This window comes from Streptomyces sp. B15 (genome assembly GCF_018070605.1).
GTDB lineage: Bacteria > Actinomycetota > Actinomycetes > Streptomycetales > Streptomycetaceae > Streptomyces > Streptomyces smyrnaeus.
Genome location: NZ_JAGPXJ010000075.1, coordinates 23,793 through 39,156, shown reverse-complemented (window position 1 = coordinate 39,156; position 15,364 = coordinate 23,793). Strand labels below are relative to the sequence as shown.

Sequence of the window (15,364 nt, the reverse complement as noted above, 5' to 3'; positions counted from 1 at the left end):
CAGATGGAGTTCGATGTCGGCGGCGGCGTACCAGGCGGGCTCGTGCACGAAGACGCTGTCGCGCTCGTCCGAACCGGTGAGGTAGCCCTTGGAGAGCGGGGGGCGCTCGTAGGGATGGTCGCGCTCGTCGCCGATCAGGATGACGCGGCCGGTGAACCCTTCCGCGCGCAGGGTCTCGGCGGCTTTCGCCCCCGCCAGTCCCCCGCCGACGATGACGAACGTACGGTGTGCGTCGACCACTTGAAGCCTCCTCCTCGAAGACGCTGCCCCCTGCGGGCCGTGCTGTCCCCCGTCGTCCACACGTGAGCGTCCCGCATCGGGGCAGGCGCGGGAAGAGGCAGGGGGCATGGATGGGACGTATGAGCGCCACGGTGAGTTCCGGGGCTCGGGGTGGAGCCTCAGGGGGCGCGCGGCGGGACCCGGTGCCGCACGACCGGTCTCGCACCCCTCGTCCGGGCCGCCCCGGTCATCCGGACCACCCCGGTCATCCGGGCCGCCCCGGTCATCCGGATCACCCCGGCATCGTCAGCGCGCGGTGCAGGGAGCGGGCCGCGGCGTCGGTGAGTGTGGAGATCTGGTCGACGACCACCCGCAGCCGGGCCACGGCCGGCTCGGCCGATCCGGCCGCCTCCGCGTACAGATCCGCGTACTGCGGGTCCAGGCCCTCGGGAGCGCGGGCCAGCAGCGCCTCGGCCAGCTCGCGGACGACGACGCGCTGCTCGCGCCGGAGCCGCTCCAGATCCGGGCGCTGCATCACATAGCGGTCGGCGACCGCCTTGAGGACGGCGCACTCCAGCCGGGCCGCCTCGGGGACGATCAGCTCGGCGGCGTACCGGGTCAGTGGGCCCGAACCGTAGGCGGAGCGGGTCGCGGCCTCGGCGGCCAGGCAGAAGCGGCCGATCAGCTGGCTGCTGGCGTCCTTGAGCCGGGCCTGGTCCAGGGCCGTGCCGTCGTAGCCGTGCGGCCACCACTCCTGCGCCAGCAGCCGGTCGAGCGCCGCGGCCGGCTCGTCGTCCACCGCGCCGGGGGCGTAGCGCTCGGCTGCGACGGCGAACACCTCGCTGCGCTCAGGGCCCGACAGCAGCATGCGCGGGTCCAGATGCCCGGCCCTGATGCCGTCCTCCAGGTCGTGCACCGAGTAGGCCACATCGTCCGACCAGTCCATGACCTGCGCCTCGAAGCACCTGCGGCCCTCCGGCGCGCCCTTGCGCAGCCAGTGGAAGACCGGCAGGTCCTCCTCGTAGACGCCGAACTTGCCGGAATCCGGGTCCGTCGGGTGCTCGCCGCGCCGCCACGGGTACTTGGTGGCGGCGTCCAGCGCGGCACGCGTCAGATTGACTCCGACGTACTCCTGTCCGTCCGGCTCCTCGGAGAATCGTTTGGGCTCCAGCCGGGTCAGCAGCCGCAGCGACTGCGCGTTCCCCTCGAAACCGCCCGCCGGTGCGGCGATCTCGTCCAGCACGGCCTCACCGTTGTGGCCGAACGGCGGGTGGCCCAGGTCGTGGGCGAGGCACGCCGTCTCGACCAGGTCCGGGTCGCAGCCCAGTGCGGCGCCCAGCTCCCGGCCCACCTGGGCGCACTCCAGGGAGTGCGTCAGCCGGGTGCGCGGCGTCGCGTCCCACGCCGGGCTGGCGCTGCCCGGTGCCACCATCTGCGTCTTGCCCGCCAGCCGGCGCAGCGCCGCCGAGTGCAGGACGCGGGCCCGGTCACGCTGGAAGGCGGTGCGCCCCGGACGTTTGTCCGGCTCCGGCACCCAGCGCTCGACATCGGCAGGCGCGTAGCGCGGGGCCGGTGGGGCGCCACCCTCCACCGCGGGGGTGCCGTCGGGGCCGTGGGCGGGCGTGCCGGGAGAGGCGTGCATACGCCGACCGTAACCGCACGGCGCGGCCTCAGGGCTGTGGGGCGGGTCGCGTCTCCTCGGCCACCCACTCCAGGTACGCCGCGCTGCCGTGCACCACCGGAGCGGCGATGATCTCCGGTACGTCGTACGGGTGGGCCTCGCTCAGATACGCCTCCAGCGCGTCGTAGCGCGCGGCGCTCGTCTTGAACAGCACCTGCCACTCGGGGTCCGTCTGCACGGCACCCTCCCACCGGTACACCGAGGTGACCGGGCCGTTGAGCTGCGCGCACGCCGCCAGCCTGCGTTCGATCGCCGCCGCGGCGAGCTCCTTCGCCTGCTCCTGGGTGCTGGTCGTCGTCAATACGGTCAGGATCTCGGCCATCGGCCCAGGGTAAAGGGGCGTCGGCGAGGGGCGCCGAGAGGCAGCAGAGGGCCGAAACGTTCAAGACGGGCCCGGCCCGGCGCCCTAGCGTGCGGGTATGACACCTCGTTTCGACCTCATCGGTATCGCCACCAGTGACATGGCCGCCTCGCTGGCCTTCTACCGGCGGCTCGGGCTGGACATCCCCGCGGACGCGGACGCACAGCCGCATGTGGAGTACGCCGGGCCGGGCGGCGTACGGATCGCCTGGGACACCGAGGAGACCATCCGCTCGTTCGACCCGGAGTGGACGCCGCCGCCGCGGGGAGCCGGCCGGATCGGGCTGGCGTTCCTGTGCGACGCACCGGCCGAGGTCGACAAGCTGTACACCGAGCTGACCGACGCCGGTTACGAGGGCCACCACGCCCCCTGGAACGCCGCTTGGGGGCAGCGCTACGCCGTCGTGCTCGACCCGGACGGCAACGGGATCGACCTGTTCGCACCGCTCGGTTAGCCGGGGCACCGCTCGGTCAGCCGGGGCGGCGGAGCACCTCCGTGATCGGGACGCCCGCGAGAGCGCGGACCTCGCGGGCCAGGTGGGCCTGGTCCGCGTATCCGGCGCGCGACGCCGTGTCCGCCAGACTGGTGCCTGCCCCCGCGAGGCGCAGTGCCCGCTGCATCCGCAGCACCCGGGCCAGCGTCTTGGCGCCGTACCCGAAGGAGTCCCGGCATCTGCGGTGCAGCTGACGCTCGCTCAGGCCGACCCGGCGGGCGACCTGGGCGACTCCCGCACCGTCTCGCAGCGCGGCGACGACGGCGTCCACCAGCGCGGCGGCACGCGGATCGGCGGCAGCGTGCCGCTCGGCCGCCAGCCGACGTTCGGCGACCGACTCCAGGGCGGCGAGCGGGTCGCCGGCCCCCGCGACCCGCTCGTGCAGCTCACGCGCCTGTCCTCGCGGCCACAGGTCGGCCAGCGGCACCCGCTGATCGCGCAGTTCCCGGGCGGGTACGCCGAAGACGCGTGGACCGGTCCCCGGCGGCAGCCGCAGCCCGTACACCGGCAGTCCGCGGCGCTCGGTGGCCAGGTGCGCACGGGTGTCCGGCCCGGCGACGACGAAGTTCCACAGCAGCAGATCCATGCAGCCGTCGGGCAGCACGCGCCCGGCCGTTCCCGGGGGCACGGGTCCACGGGTCCACGCCACGGCGCCGCGCAGCCGCGACGCCCGTTCCTCGTACATGGCCCCAGGATGCACCCGGCCACCGACAGCGTCATCGGACGGCCGGACGGCCGGACGGCTCGGGCCGGGCGGTCGGACAGCCGGGCGGGCAGCGGGCTCAGTGCGTGGTGAGTCCCGCCCGGTACGCCGCGGGGCTGACCCCTCGCAGCCGTTTGAAGGCGGCGCTCAGCGCGAAACCGTCCGCGTACCCGACCCGGCGTGCCACGGCACCCAGCGTCGCGTCCCGTTCGCGCAGCAGCCGCGCCGCGAGGTCGATGCGCCAGTGGGCGAGGTAGGTCATGGGCGGCTCGCCGACCAGTTCGGTGAAGCGGCGGGCGAGGCTCGCCCGGGACACCCCGGCCGTCGCGGCGAGGGCGGCCACCGTCCAAGCGTGTCCCGGCTGCTCGTGCAGCAGCCGCAGCACCACCCCGACCACCGGATCACTCTGCGCGCGGTACCAGGCCGGTGCGTGCGCCTCGGGACGCGCGAACCAGGCCCGCAGCACGGAGACCAGCAGCAGGTCCAGCAGCCGGTCGAGCACCATCTGCTGACCCGGCGCGTCCTTGACGACCTCGGCGGCGACCAGCCCCAGCAGCCCCGAGTCCCACTCGTGCTCGCGCAGCACCAGCACGGGCGGCAGTGCGTCGAGCAGCCGGGCGCTGAGGTCGCCGTGCAACTGGTAGTTGCCGCTCAGCAGCGCTGCCGGATCCTGCGGACTGCGGCCCCAGGTGCGCACCCCCAGTGCAAGCTCCTCGCACATGTCGACACCGTCCGGGGTGGTGCAGCAGTCGCCAGGCTGGATCAGCAGCCCCGGCTCGGTCGCCGGGTCGTCGCAGAGCACGTACGGCGCGGGCCCCCGCAGCACCACCACGTCACCGGGCGCCATCCGTACCGGCCTCGGGTCCTCGCTGTGCCGTACCCAGCCCTCGCCGCTGAGCATGGAGGCCACGGACAGCGGGGTGCCGTCCTGTACGCGCACGCCCCACGGCGGGGCGAGGAGCACCCGGTGGAAGAGCCCTCCCCGGGCCCGCGCCCCGCTCAGCACATCGGTGAGCGCCTCGGTGAGCCCGTCGGCGTCCCTGGCCTGTCTCATCTGGCCGGCCCGACCGGTCGGCCCGGCCGGCCCAGCACTCCGCGTCACGACCGCAGTCACAGCAGCAGCTTAGACGCATGGACATGGGGCTGAGCCCCTGAGCGATGTTTCCGCGGCGCCGGACGGCGTTGGCTGGAGCCATGACACAGCACACGACAGCGAACGCAGCACAGCAGCCCGGTGCACAGGCCCCGATCCTCGTCCTGTGCGGCACCGGCACGAACGGCAGCAGAGTCGTCGAGCGGCTGCGCGAGCGCGGCCGTCCGGTGCGGGTGGGCTCCCGCTCGGCGGAACCGCCGTTCGACTGGGACTCCCCCGCCACCTGGGACGCCGCGCTGCACGGGGTGGGCGCCGTCTTCGTCGTCTGCCAGCCCGACGTGGGCGCCCCGGGTACCGCGCAGACGGTGAGCGCGTTCGCCCAGCGGGCCGCACATGCCGGGGTGCGGCGGCTGGTTCTGCTCTCGGCGCGCGGCGAGGAGTCGGCGCTGCCCACCGAGCAGGCGATCCGGGACGCGGGCACGGAGTGGACCATCCTGCGCGCCAGTTGGTTCTTCCAGAACTTCAGCGAGGGAGTCTTCCTGCCGTCCGTCCTGGAGGGCGAACTCCCCTTCCCGGCGGGCGAGGTGCGTGAGCCGTTCATCGACGCGGACGACATCGCCCAAGTGGCGGTTGCCGCGCTGACCGAGGAGGGTCACCACGGGCGCGTCCACGATCTGACGGGGCCACGGCTGCTCGGTTTCGCGGAGGCGCTCGCCGAGGTGTCCGCGGCCGGCGGGCCGACGGTGCGCTATGTGCCCCTCGCGCCGGAGGAGTACGCCCGGTGGCTGGCCGGGCAGGGCCTGGACCCGGGCCTGGTGGCGTTCCTGGTCGAGATGTTCGGGCACATGATGGACGGGCGCAACGCGGTCGTCTCGGACGGTGTGCGGGAGGCGCTGGGCCGTCCGGCGCGGGACTTCACCGACTTCGCACGCGAGGCGGCGGCGAAAGGGGCGTGGCAGGGCTGACGGTCCGGCACCGCCGGGGCCGGGATCCGGCACGGGCCGGGCCACGCGTCCGGCCGGTGCCGGGGCACGGAGGGACACGGAGGGACACGGAGGGATCGGGGGAATCCGCCGCGGTACCGCGGGTCGGCCGGTTGCATCGTGTGCCGTGCGAGGCACGATGGACGCATGGATGATGTGACCGCACTGGCAGCCGAGCACCTGGCGCTGGCAAGGAAAGACCCGCACGGCCGCAGCGCGTATCTCTTCCTGCACGACGGACCACTGAGGCAGTCCGTCATCGCGCTGACGCAAGGTTCGTCGCTGGAGGAGCACAACACGCCTCCGGCGGCGAGCGTCCACGTCCTGCAGGGCAGCATCCGGCTCACCGAGGGCACCGCCGACCAGGATGTCGGTGCCGGGCAGATCCAGCGGGTGCCGCATCTGCGGCACGGCGTGCTCGCGCTGGAGGACACGGTCTTCATCCTGACGGCGGTGACGGGAACCGACTGAGCGGGGCCGCGGTGCTCTCGGCCATGCTCTCGGCCACGGTGGTGCGGGTCAGGCCCCCGGGCGGGCGGCGCGCCACTCCGCTACGCGGTGCAGTACCGAACGCAGCGCCAGCTCATAGCCGAAGATCCCGTGCCCGGAGACCATTCCCTGGCACACCGGCGCCGTCACCGAGGTGTGCCGGAAGGGCTCACGGGCGTGCACGTTGGAGATGTGCACCTCCACGCACGGGATGCCCAGCCCGGCGACGGCCTCGATGGCGTCGCGCAGCGCGTAGCTGTAGTGCGCGTAGGCGCCGGGGTTGAAGACGATGCCGTCGTCACCGCTGCGGGTGGCGTGGACGAGGTCGATGAGCGCTCCCTCGCTGTTGCTCTGCGCACAGCGCACCTCGGCGCCCAGCTCCAGACCGAGCGCCGTGGTGCGCTCCTCGACGTCCCGCAGGGTGGTGCTGCCGTAGGTGGCGTGGTCGCGCTCGCCGAGCAGGTTGAGGTTGGGGCCGTGCAGGAGCAGCACGCGCGGCCTGGCCGCGGGTGCTGCGGCAGAAGGGGAATTCGCGTTCATGGGTGCAGCCTAGAGCGCGGCGGGGCGGCCCCCACCGGCCGCGGGGCCGGGCACAGGGTCGCCGTGCCGTTGACCTCGACCGTCCGTGGGCCTGCCGCTAGCCTCCACAGGTGAGGGGGCTGATCGAGGCGAGGAGCAGGGCGAGCGATGGGCTGGACAGCGCGGAACATTCCGGACCAGAGCGGCCGTACGGTGGTCGTGACCGGCGCCAACAGCGGGCTCGGCTTCGTGACGGCCCGGGAGCTGGCGCGCCGCGGTGCCCGCACCGTACTGGCCTGTCGTGACGAGGAGCGCGGCAGCCGGGCGCGGGACGAGCTCGTCTCGGAGCTGCCGGAGGCGGGACCGCGCACCGAGCTGCGCCGGCTCGATCTGGGCGACCTGGCGTCGGTACGGGCATTCGTCAAGGAGCTGCCGGACGAGCGGGTCGATCTGCTGATCAACAACGCCGGGGTGATGGCGCTGCCGTACGGCAGGACGGCGGACGGTTTCGAGCTGCAGTTCGGCGTCAACCACCTAGGGCACTTCGCCCTCACCGGGCTGCTGCTGGACCGGCTGCTGGCCGCTCCCGCACCGCGCGTCGTCACCGTCTCCAGCGGCTTGCACGCGCTGGCCAACATCGACATCGCGGATCTCAACAGTGAGCACTCCTATCGGCGCTGGGTGGCCTACGCCCGCTCCAAGACCGCCAATCTGCTCTTCACGCACGAGCTGGCCCGTCTGCTGGCCGGCACCCCGCTGGTCGCCGCCGCGGCACACCCCGGCTACGCGGCCACCAACCTGCAGACGGCGGGGGTGCGCATGGAGGGCAGGAAGACCGTCGAGAGAGTGTTCGCACTGGGCAACAGGGTCGTCGCGCAGTCCGCGGAGGCGGGCGCGCTGCCGACGCTGTACGCGGCGACGGCGCGCGGGGTGGCTCCGGACTCCTTCACCGGGCCGCGGCTGCTGGGCTGGCGGGGAGCTCCTGCGCCGTCCTGGCGGGCGCCCTGGACACTCAGCGATGTGGCTGCCGAACGGCTGTGGGCCGCCTCGGAGCAGCTGACCGGGGTCACCTACGGGGTGCCTTCGTGATCCGGGTGCTGGTGGTCGACGACGACTTCATGGTGGCCAGGCTGCACAGCACGCTGGTCTCCCGGGTGCCCGGGTTCGAGGTCGCGGCGGTGGCGCACAGCGGGTCGGAGGCGCTCGCACTGGTGCGGGAGACCGGGCCCGACCTGGTGCTGCTGGATCTGTATCTGCCCGATGTGAGCGGGCTGGAGGTGCTGCGGCAGCTGCGCGGTTCCGGCGCGCCGGGCGGGGGCCCGGACGTCCTGGTGATCACGGCGGCGCGGGACGCGGCGAGCGTACGGGCCGCGCGGCACGGCGGGGCGGTGCAGTACGTCGTCAAGCCGTTCGAGGGGCGGCTGCTGAGCGAACGGCTGGAGCGGTACGCACAGGAGCGGCGCGAGTTCGAGTCGCTGAGCGCGCCCGGCCAGGAGGAGCTGGACCGGGTGTTCTCCGGCGGCGGTACGGGGGTGCCGCCTGCCGCCCCCGACACGGCGCGGCAGGCGGTCGAAAGCGCCGCAGTGGCGACCCGTACCCGCCCGCTGCCCAAGGGCCTCACGGAGCAGACCTCGGCACTGGTGCGCTCCGCGCTGGACGCCAGCCCCCGGGAGACGGGGCTGTCGGCCTCCGAGTGCGCCGAGCACAGCGGGCTGTCCCGGGTGAGCGCCCGCCGCTATCTGGAGCACTTCGTGGCGACCGGCACCGCCCGGGTGACCCTGCGGTACGGCACGACGGGCCGCCCCGAGCGCCGCTACCACCGGGTGTGACCTCCGGCCGCCCGGCGATGCTTTTCTTCCACTGCTGCGTCGGCGGTCGGCGTCTGTTGCGTTGACGTCAGCGTCAATCCATAGCGTGCGGAAGACCGTACGAGCACAACGGCGGACGCCACGGAGGAAGAGCACGCGGAAAGGAGGGCCGTATGCGCATCGGAGAACTGGCGGAGCGCGCCGGTACGACCACGCGGACCCTGCGCTACTACGAGTCGCGGGGGCTGCTGACCGTGGCGCGGGACGCGCACGGGTACCGCACGTTCGGCGAGGACGACCTGCGGGTGCTGCGGCAGATCAGGGCGCTGCGGGAGAACGGCTTCGAACTGGAGGAGACCCGGCCGTTCGTGGAGTGCCTGCGCGCGGGCCATCCCGAGGGCGACTCCTGCCCGGACTCGCTGGAGGTCTACCGCCGCAAGCTCGCCGAACTGGACGCGTGCATCGCCGAACTGCGCTCCGTACGGGAGGAGGTCGGCGCACGGCTGGCCCGTGCCGAGGTCGAGGCGACGGCGGGCTCCCCGCACGGTCCCGAACCCCGGTGCGAACTGGCCCCGCCGGACCCGGTGCCGGACACCCGCCAGGAACGTGAGGGAGACACGAGGCCATGACCGCAACCGCCGCACAGCTACTGGAAGTCACGGACGCGACGTTCGCCGAGGAGGTGCTGCGCTCCGACATCCCCGTACTGGTCGACTTCACCGCCGAGTGGTGCCCGCCGTGCCGGATGGTCGCGCCGGTCCTGGGCCGGCTCGCCGAGGAGCGGGCCGGCGCCTTGAAGGTCGTCTCCCTCGATGTGGACCGCAACCCGGAGACCCAGGCCGCGTACGGCGTCCTGTCGATGCCGACGCTCGTTCTCTTTCGTGGTGGCGAGCCCGCCCGCTCCGTCGTGGGCGCCCAGCCCAAGCGCCGCTTGGTGGAGCAGCTGGGTTTGGACGAGGCGCCCTGACACGAGCGGCGTCCCCCGCAAGCGCTCCGGCCGAGAAAAGGAGGCGGCACCCCCGCACGGGTGCCGCCTCCTGGGCCGGGCCGTCGTCCGCGGTGAGGGTCGGTGCGAACGGGGGCCCGGGGGGTGGGATGGCTCTGGTTACTCCGCCGCCTGCTGCTGGGCCGCCGCGCGGCCCGCCTCCAGCCGGGCGACCGGGATGCGGAAGGGGGAGCAGGAGACGTAGTCGAGGCCGACCTCGTGGAAGAAGTGCACCGACTCCGGGTCGCCGCCGTGCTCGCCGCAGACACCGAGCTTGAGGTCGGGCCGGGTGGCCCGCCCCGCCTCGGCCGCGCTGCGGACCAGCGAGCCCACGCCGTCCTTGTCGATGGTCTCGAACGGGGAGACGCCGAAGATGCCCTTCTCCAGGTAGGCGGTGAAGAAGCTGGCCTCCACGTCGTCGCGGCTGAAGGCCCACACGGTCTGGGTGAGGTCGTTGGTGCCGAAGGAGAAGAAGTCGGCGCACTCGGCGATCTGACCGGCGGTGAGCGCCGCGCGGGGCAGCTCGATCATGGTGCCGAGGGTGAGTCCCAGCTCGACGTTGTGCTCCCGCTCGACCTCGGCGATGACCTGCTCGGCCTCCTCGCGGACCAGTTCCAGCTCCTGCACCGTACCGACCAGCGGAATCATGATCTCCGCACGCGGGTCGCCGCCGCCGGCCTTGCGTGCCGCGGCGGCCTCGGCGATGGCGCGGATCTGCATGGTGAACAGGCCGGGGATGACCAGGCCGAGGCGGACGCCGCGCAGGCCCAGCATGGGGTTCTGCTCGTGCAGCCGGTGTACGGCCTGGAGGAGCCGCAGATCGTTCTCGTTGGCGTCCTTGCGGGACTCGGCGAGCGCGACCCGCACCGACAGCTCGGTGATGTCGGGCAGGAACTCGTGCAGCGGCGGGTCCAGCAGCCGCACCGTCACCGGGAGGCCGTCCATGGACTCGAAAAGCTCGATGAAGTCGCCCTGCTGGAGCGGGAGCAGCGCGCCCAGCGCCCGCTCGCGCTCGTCCTCGGTGTCGGCGAGGATGAGCCGCTCGACCAGCTCGCGGCGCTCCCCGAGGAACATGTGCTCGGTACGGCACAGGCCGATGCCCTGCGCGCCGAACCGGCGGGCGCGCGCGGCGTCCTCGGCGTTGTCGGCGTTGGCCCGTACCCGCAGCCTGCGCACCCGGTCGGCGTACGCCATGATCCGGTGGACGGCCTTGACCAGCTCGTCGGCGTCGTCGGCGCCCGCGTGCATCCGGCCCTCGAAGTACTCCACGACCGGGGAGGGCACGACCGGCACCTCGCCGGCGTAGACCTTGCCGGTGGAGCCGTCGATGGAGACGACGTCGCCCTCCTCGACGACCTTGCCGCCGGGGGTCTTGAGGCAGCGCCGTTTGGTGTCGACCTCCAGCTCCTCGGCGCCGCACACGCAGGTCTTGCCCATACCGCGGGCGACGACGGCCGCGTGCGAGGTCTTGCCGCCGCGCGAGGTGAGGATGCCCTCGGCGGCGAGCATGCCGTCCAGGTCGTCGGGGTTGGTCTCGCGGCGGATGAGGATGACCTTCTCGCCGGAGCGGGACCACTTGATGGCGGTGTAGGAGTCGAAGACGGCCTTGCCGACGGCGGCGCCCGGCGAGGCGGCGATGCCCCAGCCGATCTGCTCGGCGTCCTTGACGCCGCCGTTGCTGTCGAAGCGGGGGAACATCAGCTGGGCGAGCTGGGCCCCGTTGACCCGCTGCAGCGCCTCGGCCTCGTCGATCAGCCCCTGGTCCACGAGCTGGGTGGCGATCCGGAAGGCGGCCGCCGCGGTGCGCTTGCCGACGCGGGTCTGCAGCATCCACAGTTTGCCGCGCTCGATGGTGAACTCGATGTCGCACAGATCCCGGTAGTGGGTCTCCAGGGTCTCCATGATCTGCATCAGCTGGTCGTACGACGCCTTGTCCAGCTGTTCGAGGTCGGCGAGCGGCACGGTGTTGCGGATGCCGGCGACGACGTCCTCGCCCTGGGCGTTCTGCAGGTAGTCGCCGTAGACGCCCTGCTGGCCGCTGGCCGGGTCGCGGGTGAAGGCGACGCCGGTGCCGGAGTCGGGGCCGAGGTTGCCGAAGACCATCGAGCAGATGTTGACCGCGGTGCCCAGGTCGTGCGGGATGCGTTCCTGGCGGCGGTAGAGGCGGGCGCGGCTGCCGTTCCACGAGTCGAAGACCGCGCGGACGGCCAGGTCCATCTGTTCGCGCGGGTCCTGCGGGAAGTCGCGGCCGGTCTCCTCGGAGACGATGGCCTTGAACTTGCCGACCAGTTCCTTGAGGTCGTCCGCCGTCAGCTCCACATCGGTGGTGGCCCCGCGCGCGCTCTTGGTCTCGTCCAGCGTCTCGGCGAAGCGCTCGCCGTCGATGCCGAGCACGGTGTCGCCGAACATCTGGATGAGGCGGCGGTAGGAGTCCCAGGCGAAGCGCTCGTCCCCGGACTGCGCCGCGAGCCCCTGCACGGACTCGTCGGAGAGCCCGATGTTGAGGACGGTGTCCATCATCCCGGGCATGGAGAACTTGGCGCCGGAGCGCACGGAGACCAGCAGCGGGTCGTCGGCCTGGCCGAGCTTCTTGCCCATCCGCTTCTCCAGCCCGGCCAGGTGCTCGCTCACCTGGTCCCGGAGCGCGGCGGGGGCCTCGCCGGAGTCCAGGTACGCCTTGCAGGCTTCGGTGGTGATGGTGAAGCCCGGAGGGACGGGCAGACCGAGGTTGGTCATCTCGGCGAGGTTGGCTCCCTTCCCGCCGAGGAGGTCCTTGAGGTCCTTGTTGCCCTCGCTGAAGTCATAGACGAACTTCCGCTGCTGCGACTGCTGCGGCGACGCGTCTACTGCTGACTCTGCGTTCGCGGACTCTGTGTTCTTCGCATGAACCGGCACCGGACTCGGCTCCTCGTGGTCGGCTGCCCTGACGGCGGGGAGCGTACCCAGATCAAAGGCTTACGAGTACGTCCAACGGCATGTCACACGGCTGTAACCACCCGTCTGCCGAGAGATCGAAAGTGCGCAGCCCTCCAGGCTGATTGGTCATACCATTCAGAACTCGAACGACTGATAACGGTGAGCCGTCTGGAGGCCGCCTTTCACTCACGGAGAGTAAGAGCGCCTACAGCCCGGAAACCAAGGCACGGTAAAACCGCGGCCTGCTCCTTGGAGACCTACAACTCACATCTGAGCGCTCATTTGAGCGAGCCTCTTATCAAGGTGGCGGGAATCACTGCGCTGAACGAGTGAACGTCTCGCCATTCGGACTGGCTGTCCGCCGCGTTAGATTGCCCCGATGACCGAACCGAACACCCGTCTGGCCCCCGTCGACACCGCGACCGACACCCTCTTCGTCTACGGCACCCTGCGCTTCGGCCGCATCCTGACCGCCCTCCTCGGCCGCGTCCCCGACGGCACCCCCGCAACCGCCACCGGCCGGCGCACGGCGGCGCTGGCGCGCCGGCCCTACCCCGGTCTCGTCCCGGCGCCGGGACAGAGCGCGTCCGGGCTGCTGCTGAGCGGGCTGAGCGCCCGCGAATGGCGGGTGTTGGATGACTTCGAGGACGACGAGTACGAGCTGGTGCCGCTCACCGTGGAGAGCAGCACCGGGGGTTTGCCGGGGCCCGGCACGGTCTGGTCGTACACCTGGGCGGCCCCGGGCGAGGTTCGCCCGGAGAACTGGGAGGCGGACACCTTCGCGGAGCGGCAGTTGGACCGGTACGCCGCACGGCTGGAGGGGACAGTGCCCCGTCAGGGGCGCGGGGAACTGCGCGCGTGACCACAACCGACCCGCAGGCCGCGACGCGCAGAAAGGGGCAGCCCCTCCCCCGGGGGCGGCTCAACCGCCGGAGGTGTCCAGTTCGGCGTCCGCCCCGACGCCCGTACCGCACTCGTACGGGTCGTCCAGCCAGCCGTCGGGCAGCACGACCTTGTTGCGCGAGTGGGTCCGGCCGCGCGGGCCGTCGGCGCCTTGTGGCCACTGCTGGGACAGATCCAGCTCGTCGAGCAGTGCCCGCAGCTCCTCCAAGGAGCCCGCGACGGCCAGCCGCTTGCGCAGCTCGGAGCCGACCGAGAAGCCCTTGGTGTACCAGGCGACGTGCTTGCGGAAGTCGATGACGCCGCGCGCCTCGTCCCCCAGCCACTCCCCCAGCAGCCGCGCGTGCCGCACCATGACGTCGGCGACCTCGCCCAGCGTGGGCCGGGCATACGCCGTCGCACCGTTCCCGGCCCCGGTTTCGCCACCGGCCGCGTCCCCGGACAGGGCGGCCACCAGGTCCGCGAACAGCCAAGGGCGCCCCAGACAGCCACGGCCGACCACGACACCGTCGCAGCCGGTCCGGCGCATCATCCGCACCGCGTCGTCGGCCGACCAGATGTCGCCGTTGCCCAGCACCGGGATCTCGCTGACGGCTTCCTTCAGGCGCGCGATGGCGTCCCAGTCGGCGGTCCCGCCGTAGTGCTGTGCCGCTGTGCGGCCGTGCAGGGCGATGGCCGTGATGCCTTCCTGCACGGCGATGCGCCCGGCGTCCAGATAGGTCAGGTGGTCGTCGTCGATGCCCTTGCGCATCTTCATCGTCACCGGCCGGCCGCCCGCGTTGTTCACCGCCTCGTGCAGGATGGCGCGCAGCAGCGGCCGTTTGTACGGCAGCGCGGAGCCGCCGCCCTTGCGGGTGACCTTGGGGACGGGGCAGCCGAAGTTGAGATCGATGTGGTCGGCCAGATCCTCGTCGGCGATCATCCGCACCGCCTTGCCCACGGTCACCGGGTCGACACCGTAGAGCTGGATGGAGCGCGGCTTCTCGCTCGCGTCGAAGTGGACGAGCTGCATCGTCTTCTCGTTGCGCTCCACCAGCGCCCGGGTGGTGATCATCTCGCTGACGAACAGTCCCCGGCCGCCGGAGAACTCCCGGCACAGCGTCCGGAACGGGGCATTGGTGATCCCAGCCATCGGTGCCAGCACGACGGGCGGCTGGACGGTGTGCTCTCCGATGTGCAGCGGCTGGGTCGACTCGGTCATGCGGCGACGGTTCCTCGGGCTCGTTCCTGCGATGTACGGGGCAGCTCCCCATTGTCCCCCATTCGGACCCGTGTCCCCCCTACGGTCCCGCACTCCGCCTACCCGCCCTCGACGATCAGCTGCAGCAGCCGCTCCACCCCTCGCTGGGTCTCCGCGTCGCTGGGTACGTACGTGCCCAGCCGGGCGCCCTCGGCCGGGCCCAGCCACAGGCCGTGGTAGCTGAAGGACAGCATCCCGACGTGCGCGTTACGGAAGCGCTTGGTCCGGTCGACCGCGCGAGCCACCTCGTGCCGCTCCCACAGCTCGCGGAACTCCGGTGAGCTGTGCTCCATCCGCTTCAGCAGCGCCTTCCAGGCGGGCTCGGCCAGATGCTCGGCCATCCGGGAGCGGAAGCGGGCGGTCATCAGCCGGATCGTCTCTTGGCGGTCCGGCATGGCGGCTGCCCAGTCGGGGTCGGTGAAGGCCAGCCACATGCAGTTGCGGTCCTCGGGCGCGATCGCGTCCAGATCGCCGAGGAGGCGGCCGTAGGTGCGGTTGTGGGCCAGGATGTCGTAGCGCGCGTTCTGCACACAGGCCGGGAACGGTTCGAGCTGGGTGAGCAGCCGGCGGATCCCTTGCGGCAGCACCGTCGTCTCGCTCGCCGGGGTGGGATCGGCCGTGGCCGCAAGCGCGAACAGATGAGCGCGCTCGCTGGAGTCCAGCATCAGCGCCCGCGAGAGGGAGTCCAGCACCTGCGCGGACACCTGGATGTCGCGGGCCTGCTCCAGCCACGTGTACCAGGTCACCCCCACCGTCGACAGATGCGCCACCTCCTCGCGGCGCAGCCCCGGCGTACGGCGGCGCGGCCCCCTGGGCAGTCCCACCTGCTCCGGTCTGATCCGCTCCCGCCTGCTGCGCAGGAACGCGGCGAGCTCCTCGCGGCGCACGCTGTCGGCGGGTGCGGAGCCCTCCGGGTCGTCCGGGCGGGCCGGGTCGGGGCGGGCGGTACCGGTGCTGACGCTCATGGAACCAGG

Annotated in this window: 17 protein-coding genes; 8 read left to right on the top strand and 9 right to left on the bottom strand. The window is 72.3% G+C overall.

The window, feature by feature from the left end; translation table 11 throughout:
* The 3 genes from KBY19_RS27210 to cutA form a co-directional block, all read right to left on the bottom strand.
* On the bottom strand, nt 1-240 hold a 240-nt coding region (locus KBY19_RS27210), incomplete at its 3' end, for an FAD-dependent oxidoreductase (protein WP_210966883.1).
* Between the two features lie 271 nt (nt 241-511).
* A complete protein-coding gene (locus KBY19_RS27205; protein WP_099880565.1) occupies nt 512-1,861 on the bottom strand; it encodes a deoxyguanosinetriphosphate triphosphohydrolase in 1,350 nt (449 codons plus the stop codon).
* Between the two features lie 28 nt (nt 1,862-1,889).
* On the bottom strand, nt 1,890-2,222 hold the full coding sequence (gene cutA / locus KBY19_RS27200; RefSeq protein ID WP_099880567.1) for a divalent-cation tolerance protein CutA: 333 nt from the start codon (nt 2,220-2,222) through the stop codon (nt 1,890-1,892).
* A 97-nt stretch (nt 2,223-2,319) separates the two neighbouring features.
* On the opposite strand from cutA, the gene KBY19_RS27195 reads away from it, so the two are divergent.
* A complete protein-coding gene (locus tag KBY19_RS27195; RefSeq protein ID WP_099880570.1) occupies nt 2,320-2,715 on the top strand; it encodes a VOC family protein in 396 nt (131 codons plus the stop codon).
* A gap of 16 nt (nt 2,716-2,731) precedes the next feature.
* Here the strand turns inward: KBY19_RS27195 and KBY19_RS27190 are convergent, their stop codons facing one another.
* Nucleotides 2,732-3,439, bottom strand: a complete 708-nt coding sequence (locus tag KBY19_RS27190) for a helix-turn-helix transcriptional regulator (protein ID WP_210966882.1) — start codon at nt 3,437-3,439, stop codon at nt 2,732-2,734.
* Between the two features lie 97 nt (nt 3,440-3,536).
* Entirely contained in the window at nt 3,537-4,511 is a 975-nt protein-coding gene (locus tag KBY19_RS27185; RefSeq protein ID WP_099880573.1) for an AraC family transcriptional regulator, read from the bottom strand.
* 140 nt (nt 4,512-4,651) lie between these two features.
* On the opposite strand from KBY19_RS27185, the gene KBY19_RS27180 reads away from it, so the two are divergent.
* Nucleotides 4,652-5,515: an NAD(P)H-binding protein gene (locus tag KBY19_RS27180; RefSeq protein WP_099880575.1), complete on the top strand. Its 864-nt coding sequence runs from the start codon at nt 4,652-4,654 to the stop codon at nt 5,513-5,515.
* A 165-nt stretch (nt 5,516-5,680) separates the two neighbouring features.
* Nucleotides 5,681-6,004, top strand: coding sequence for a cupin (locus KBY19_RS27175; protein ID WP_099880578.1), 324 nt, complete (start codon nt 5,681-5,683; stop codon nt 6,002-6,004).
* A 48-nt stretch (nt 6,005-6,052) separates the two neighbouring features.
* Here the strand turns inward: KBY19_RS27175 and aroQ are convergent, their stop codons facing one another.
* On the bottom strand, nt 6,053-6,562 hold the full coding sequence (aroQ, locus tag KBY19_RS27170) for a type II 3-dehydroquinate dehydratase (RefSeq protein WP_210955358.1): 510 nt from the start codon (nt 6,560-6,562) through the stop codon (nt 6,053-6,055).
* A gap of 147 nt (nt 6,563-6,709) precedes the next feature.
* Here aroQ and KBY19_RS27165 point away from each other — a divergent pair, with 147 nt between their 5' ends.
* The 4 genes from KBY19_RS27165 to trxA all read left to right on the top strand — a co-directional run bounded on the left by KBY19_RS27165 (nt 6,710) and on the right by trxA (nt 9,316).
* Entirely contained in the window at nt 6,710-7,630 is a 921-nt protein-coding gene (locus KBY19_RS27165; protein ID WP_099880583.1) for an oxidoreductase, read from the top strand.
* Nucleotides 7,627-8,370, top strand: a complete 744-nt coding sequence (locus KBY19_RS27160) for a response regulator (RefSeq protein ID WP_099880585.1) — start codon at nt 7,627-7,629, stop codon at nt 8,368-8,370. Before KBY19_RS27165 ends, KBY19_RS27160 begins: the two co-directional genes overlap by 4 nt.
* 152 nt (nt 8,371-8,522) lie before the next feature.
* The gene (locus KBY19_RS27155) at nt 8,523-8,978 is read left to right on the top strand and encodes a MerR family transcriptional regulator (protein WP_210966881.1); all 456 of its coding nucleotides are present in this window, start codon (nt 8,523-8,525) and stop codon (nt 8,976-8,978) included.
* Nucleotides 8,975-9,316, top strand: coding sequence for a thioredoxin (gene trxA / locus KBY19_RS27150; protein WP_210955357.1), 342 nt, complete (start codon nt 8,975-8,977; stop codon nt 9,314-9,316). Before KBY19_RS27155 ends, trxA begins: the two co-directional genes overlap by 4 nt.
* 138 nt (nt 9,317-9,454) lie before the next feature.
* Here trxA and ppdK read toward each other — a convergent pair whose 3' ends face one another.
* Nucleotides 9,455-12,229 carry a pyruvate, phosphate dikinase gene (ppdK, locus tag KBY19_RS27145; RefSeq protein WP_099880590.1) on the bottom strand — a complete coding sequence of 925 codons (2,775 nt, stop codon included), beginning with the start codon at nt 12,227-12,229 and terminating at the stop codon, nt 9,455-9,457.
* A 400-nt stretch (nt 12,230-12,629) separates the two neighbouring features.
* Between ppdK and KBY19_RS27140 the strand changes: the two genes are divergently transcribed.
* Nucleotides 12,630-13,112 (top strand): gamma-glutamylcyclotransferase family protein, encoded by a 483-nt coding sequence (locus KBY19_RS27140; protein ID WP_185016799.1) that lies wholly within the window; start codon nt 12,630-12,632, stop codon nt 13,110-13,112.
* Between the two features lie 60 nt (nt 13,113-13,172).
* Here the strand turns inward: KBY19_RS27140 and dusB are convergent, their stop codons facing one another.
* Nucleotides 13,173-14,351, bottom strand: coding sequence for a tRNA dihydrouridine synthase DusB (gene dusB, locus KBY19_RS27135; protein ID WP_099880593.1), 1,179 nt, complete (start codon nt 14,349-14,351; stop codon nt 13,173-13,175).
* A gap of 98 nt (nt 14,352-14,449) precedes the next feature.
* The gene (locus KBY19_RS27130) at nt 14,450-15,355 is read right to left on the bottom strand and encodes a helix-turn-helix transcriptional regulator (protein WP_210955356.1); all 906 of its coding nucleotides are present in this window, start codon (nt 15,353-15,355) and stop codon (nt 14,450-14,452) included.
* Nucleotides 15,356-15,364 lie beyond the last annotated feature (9 nt).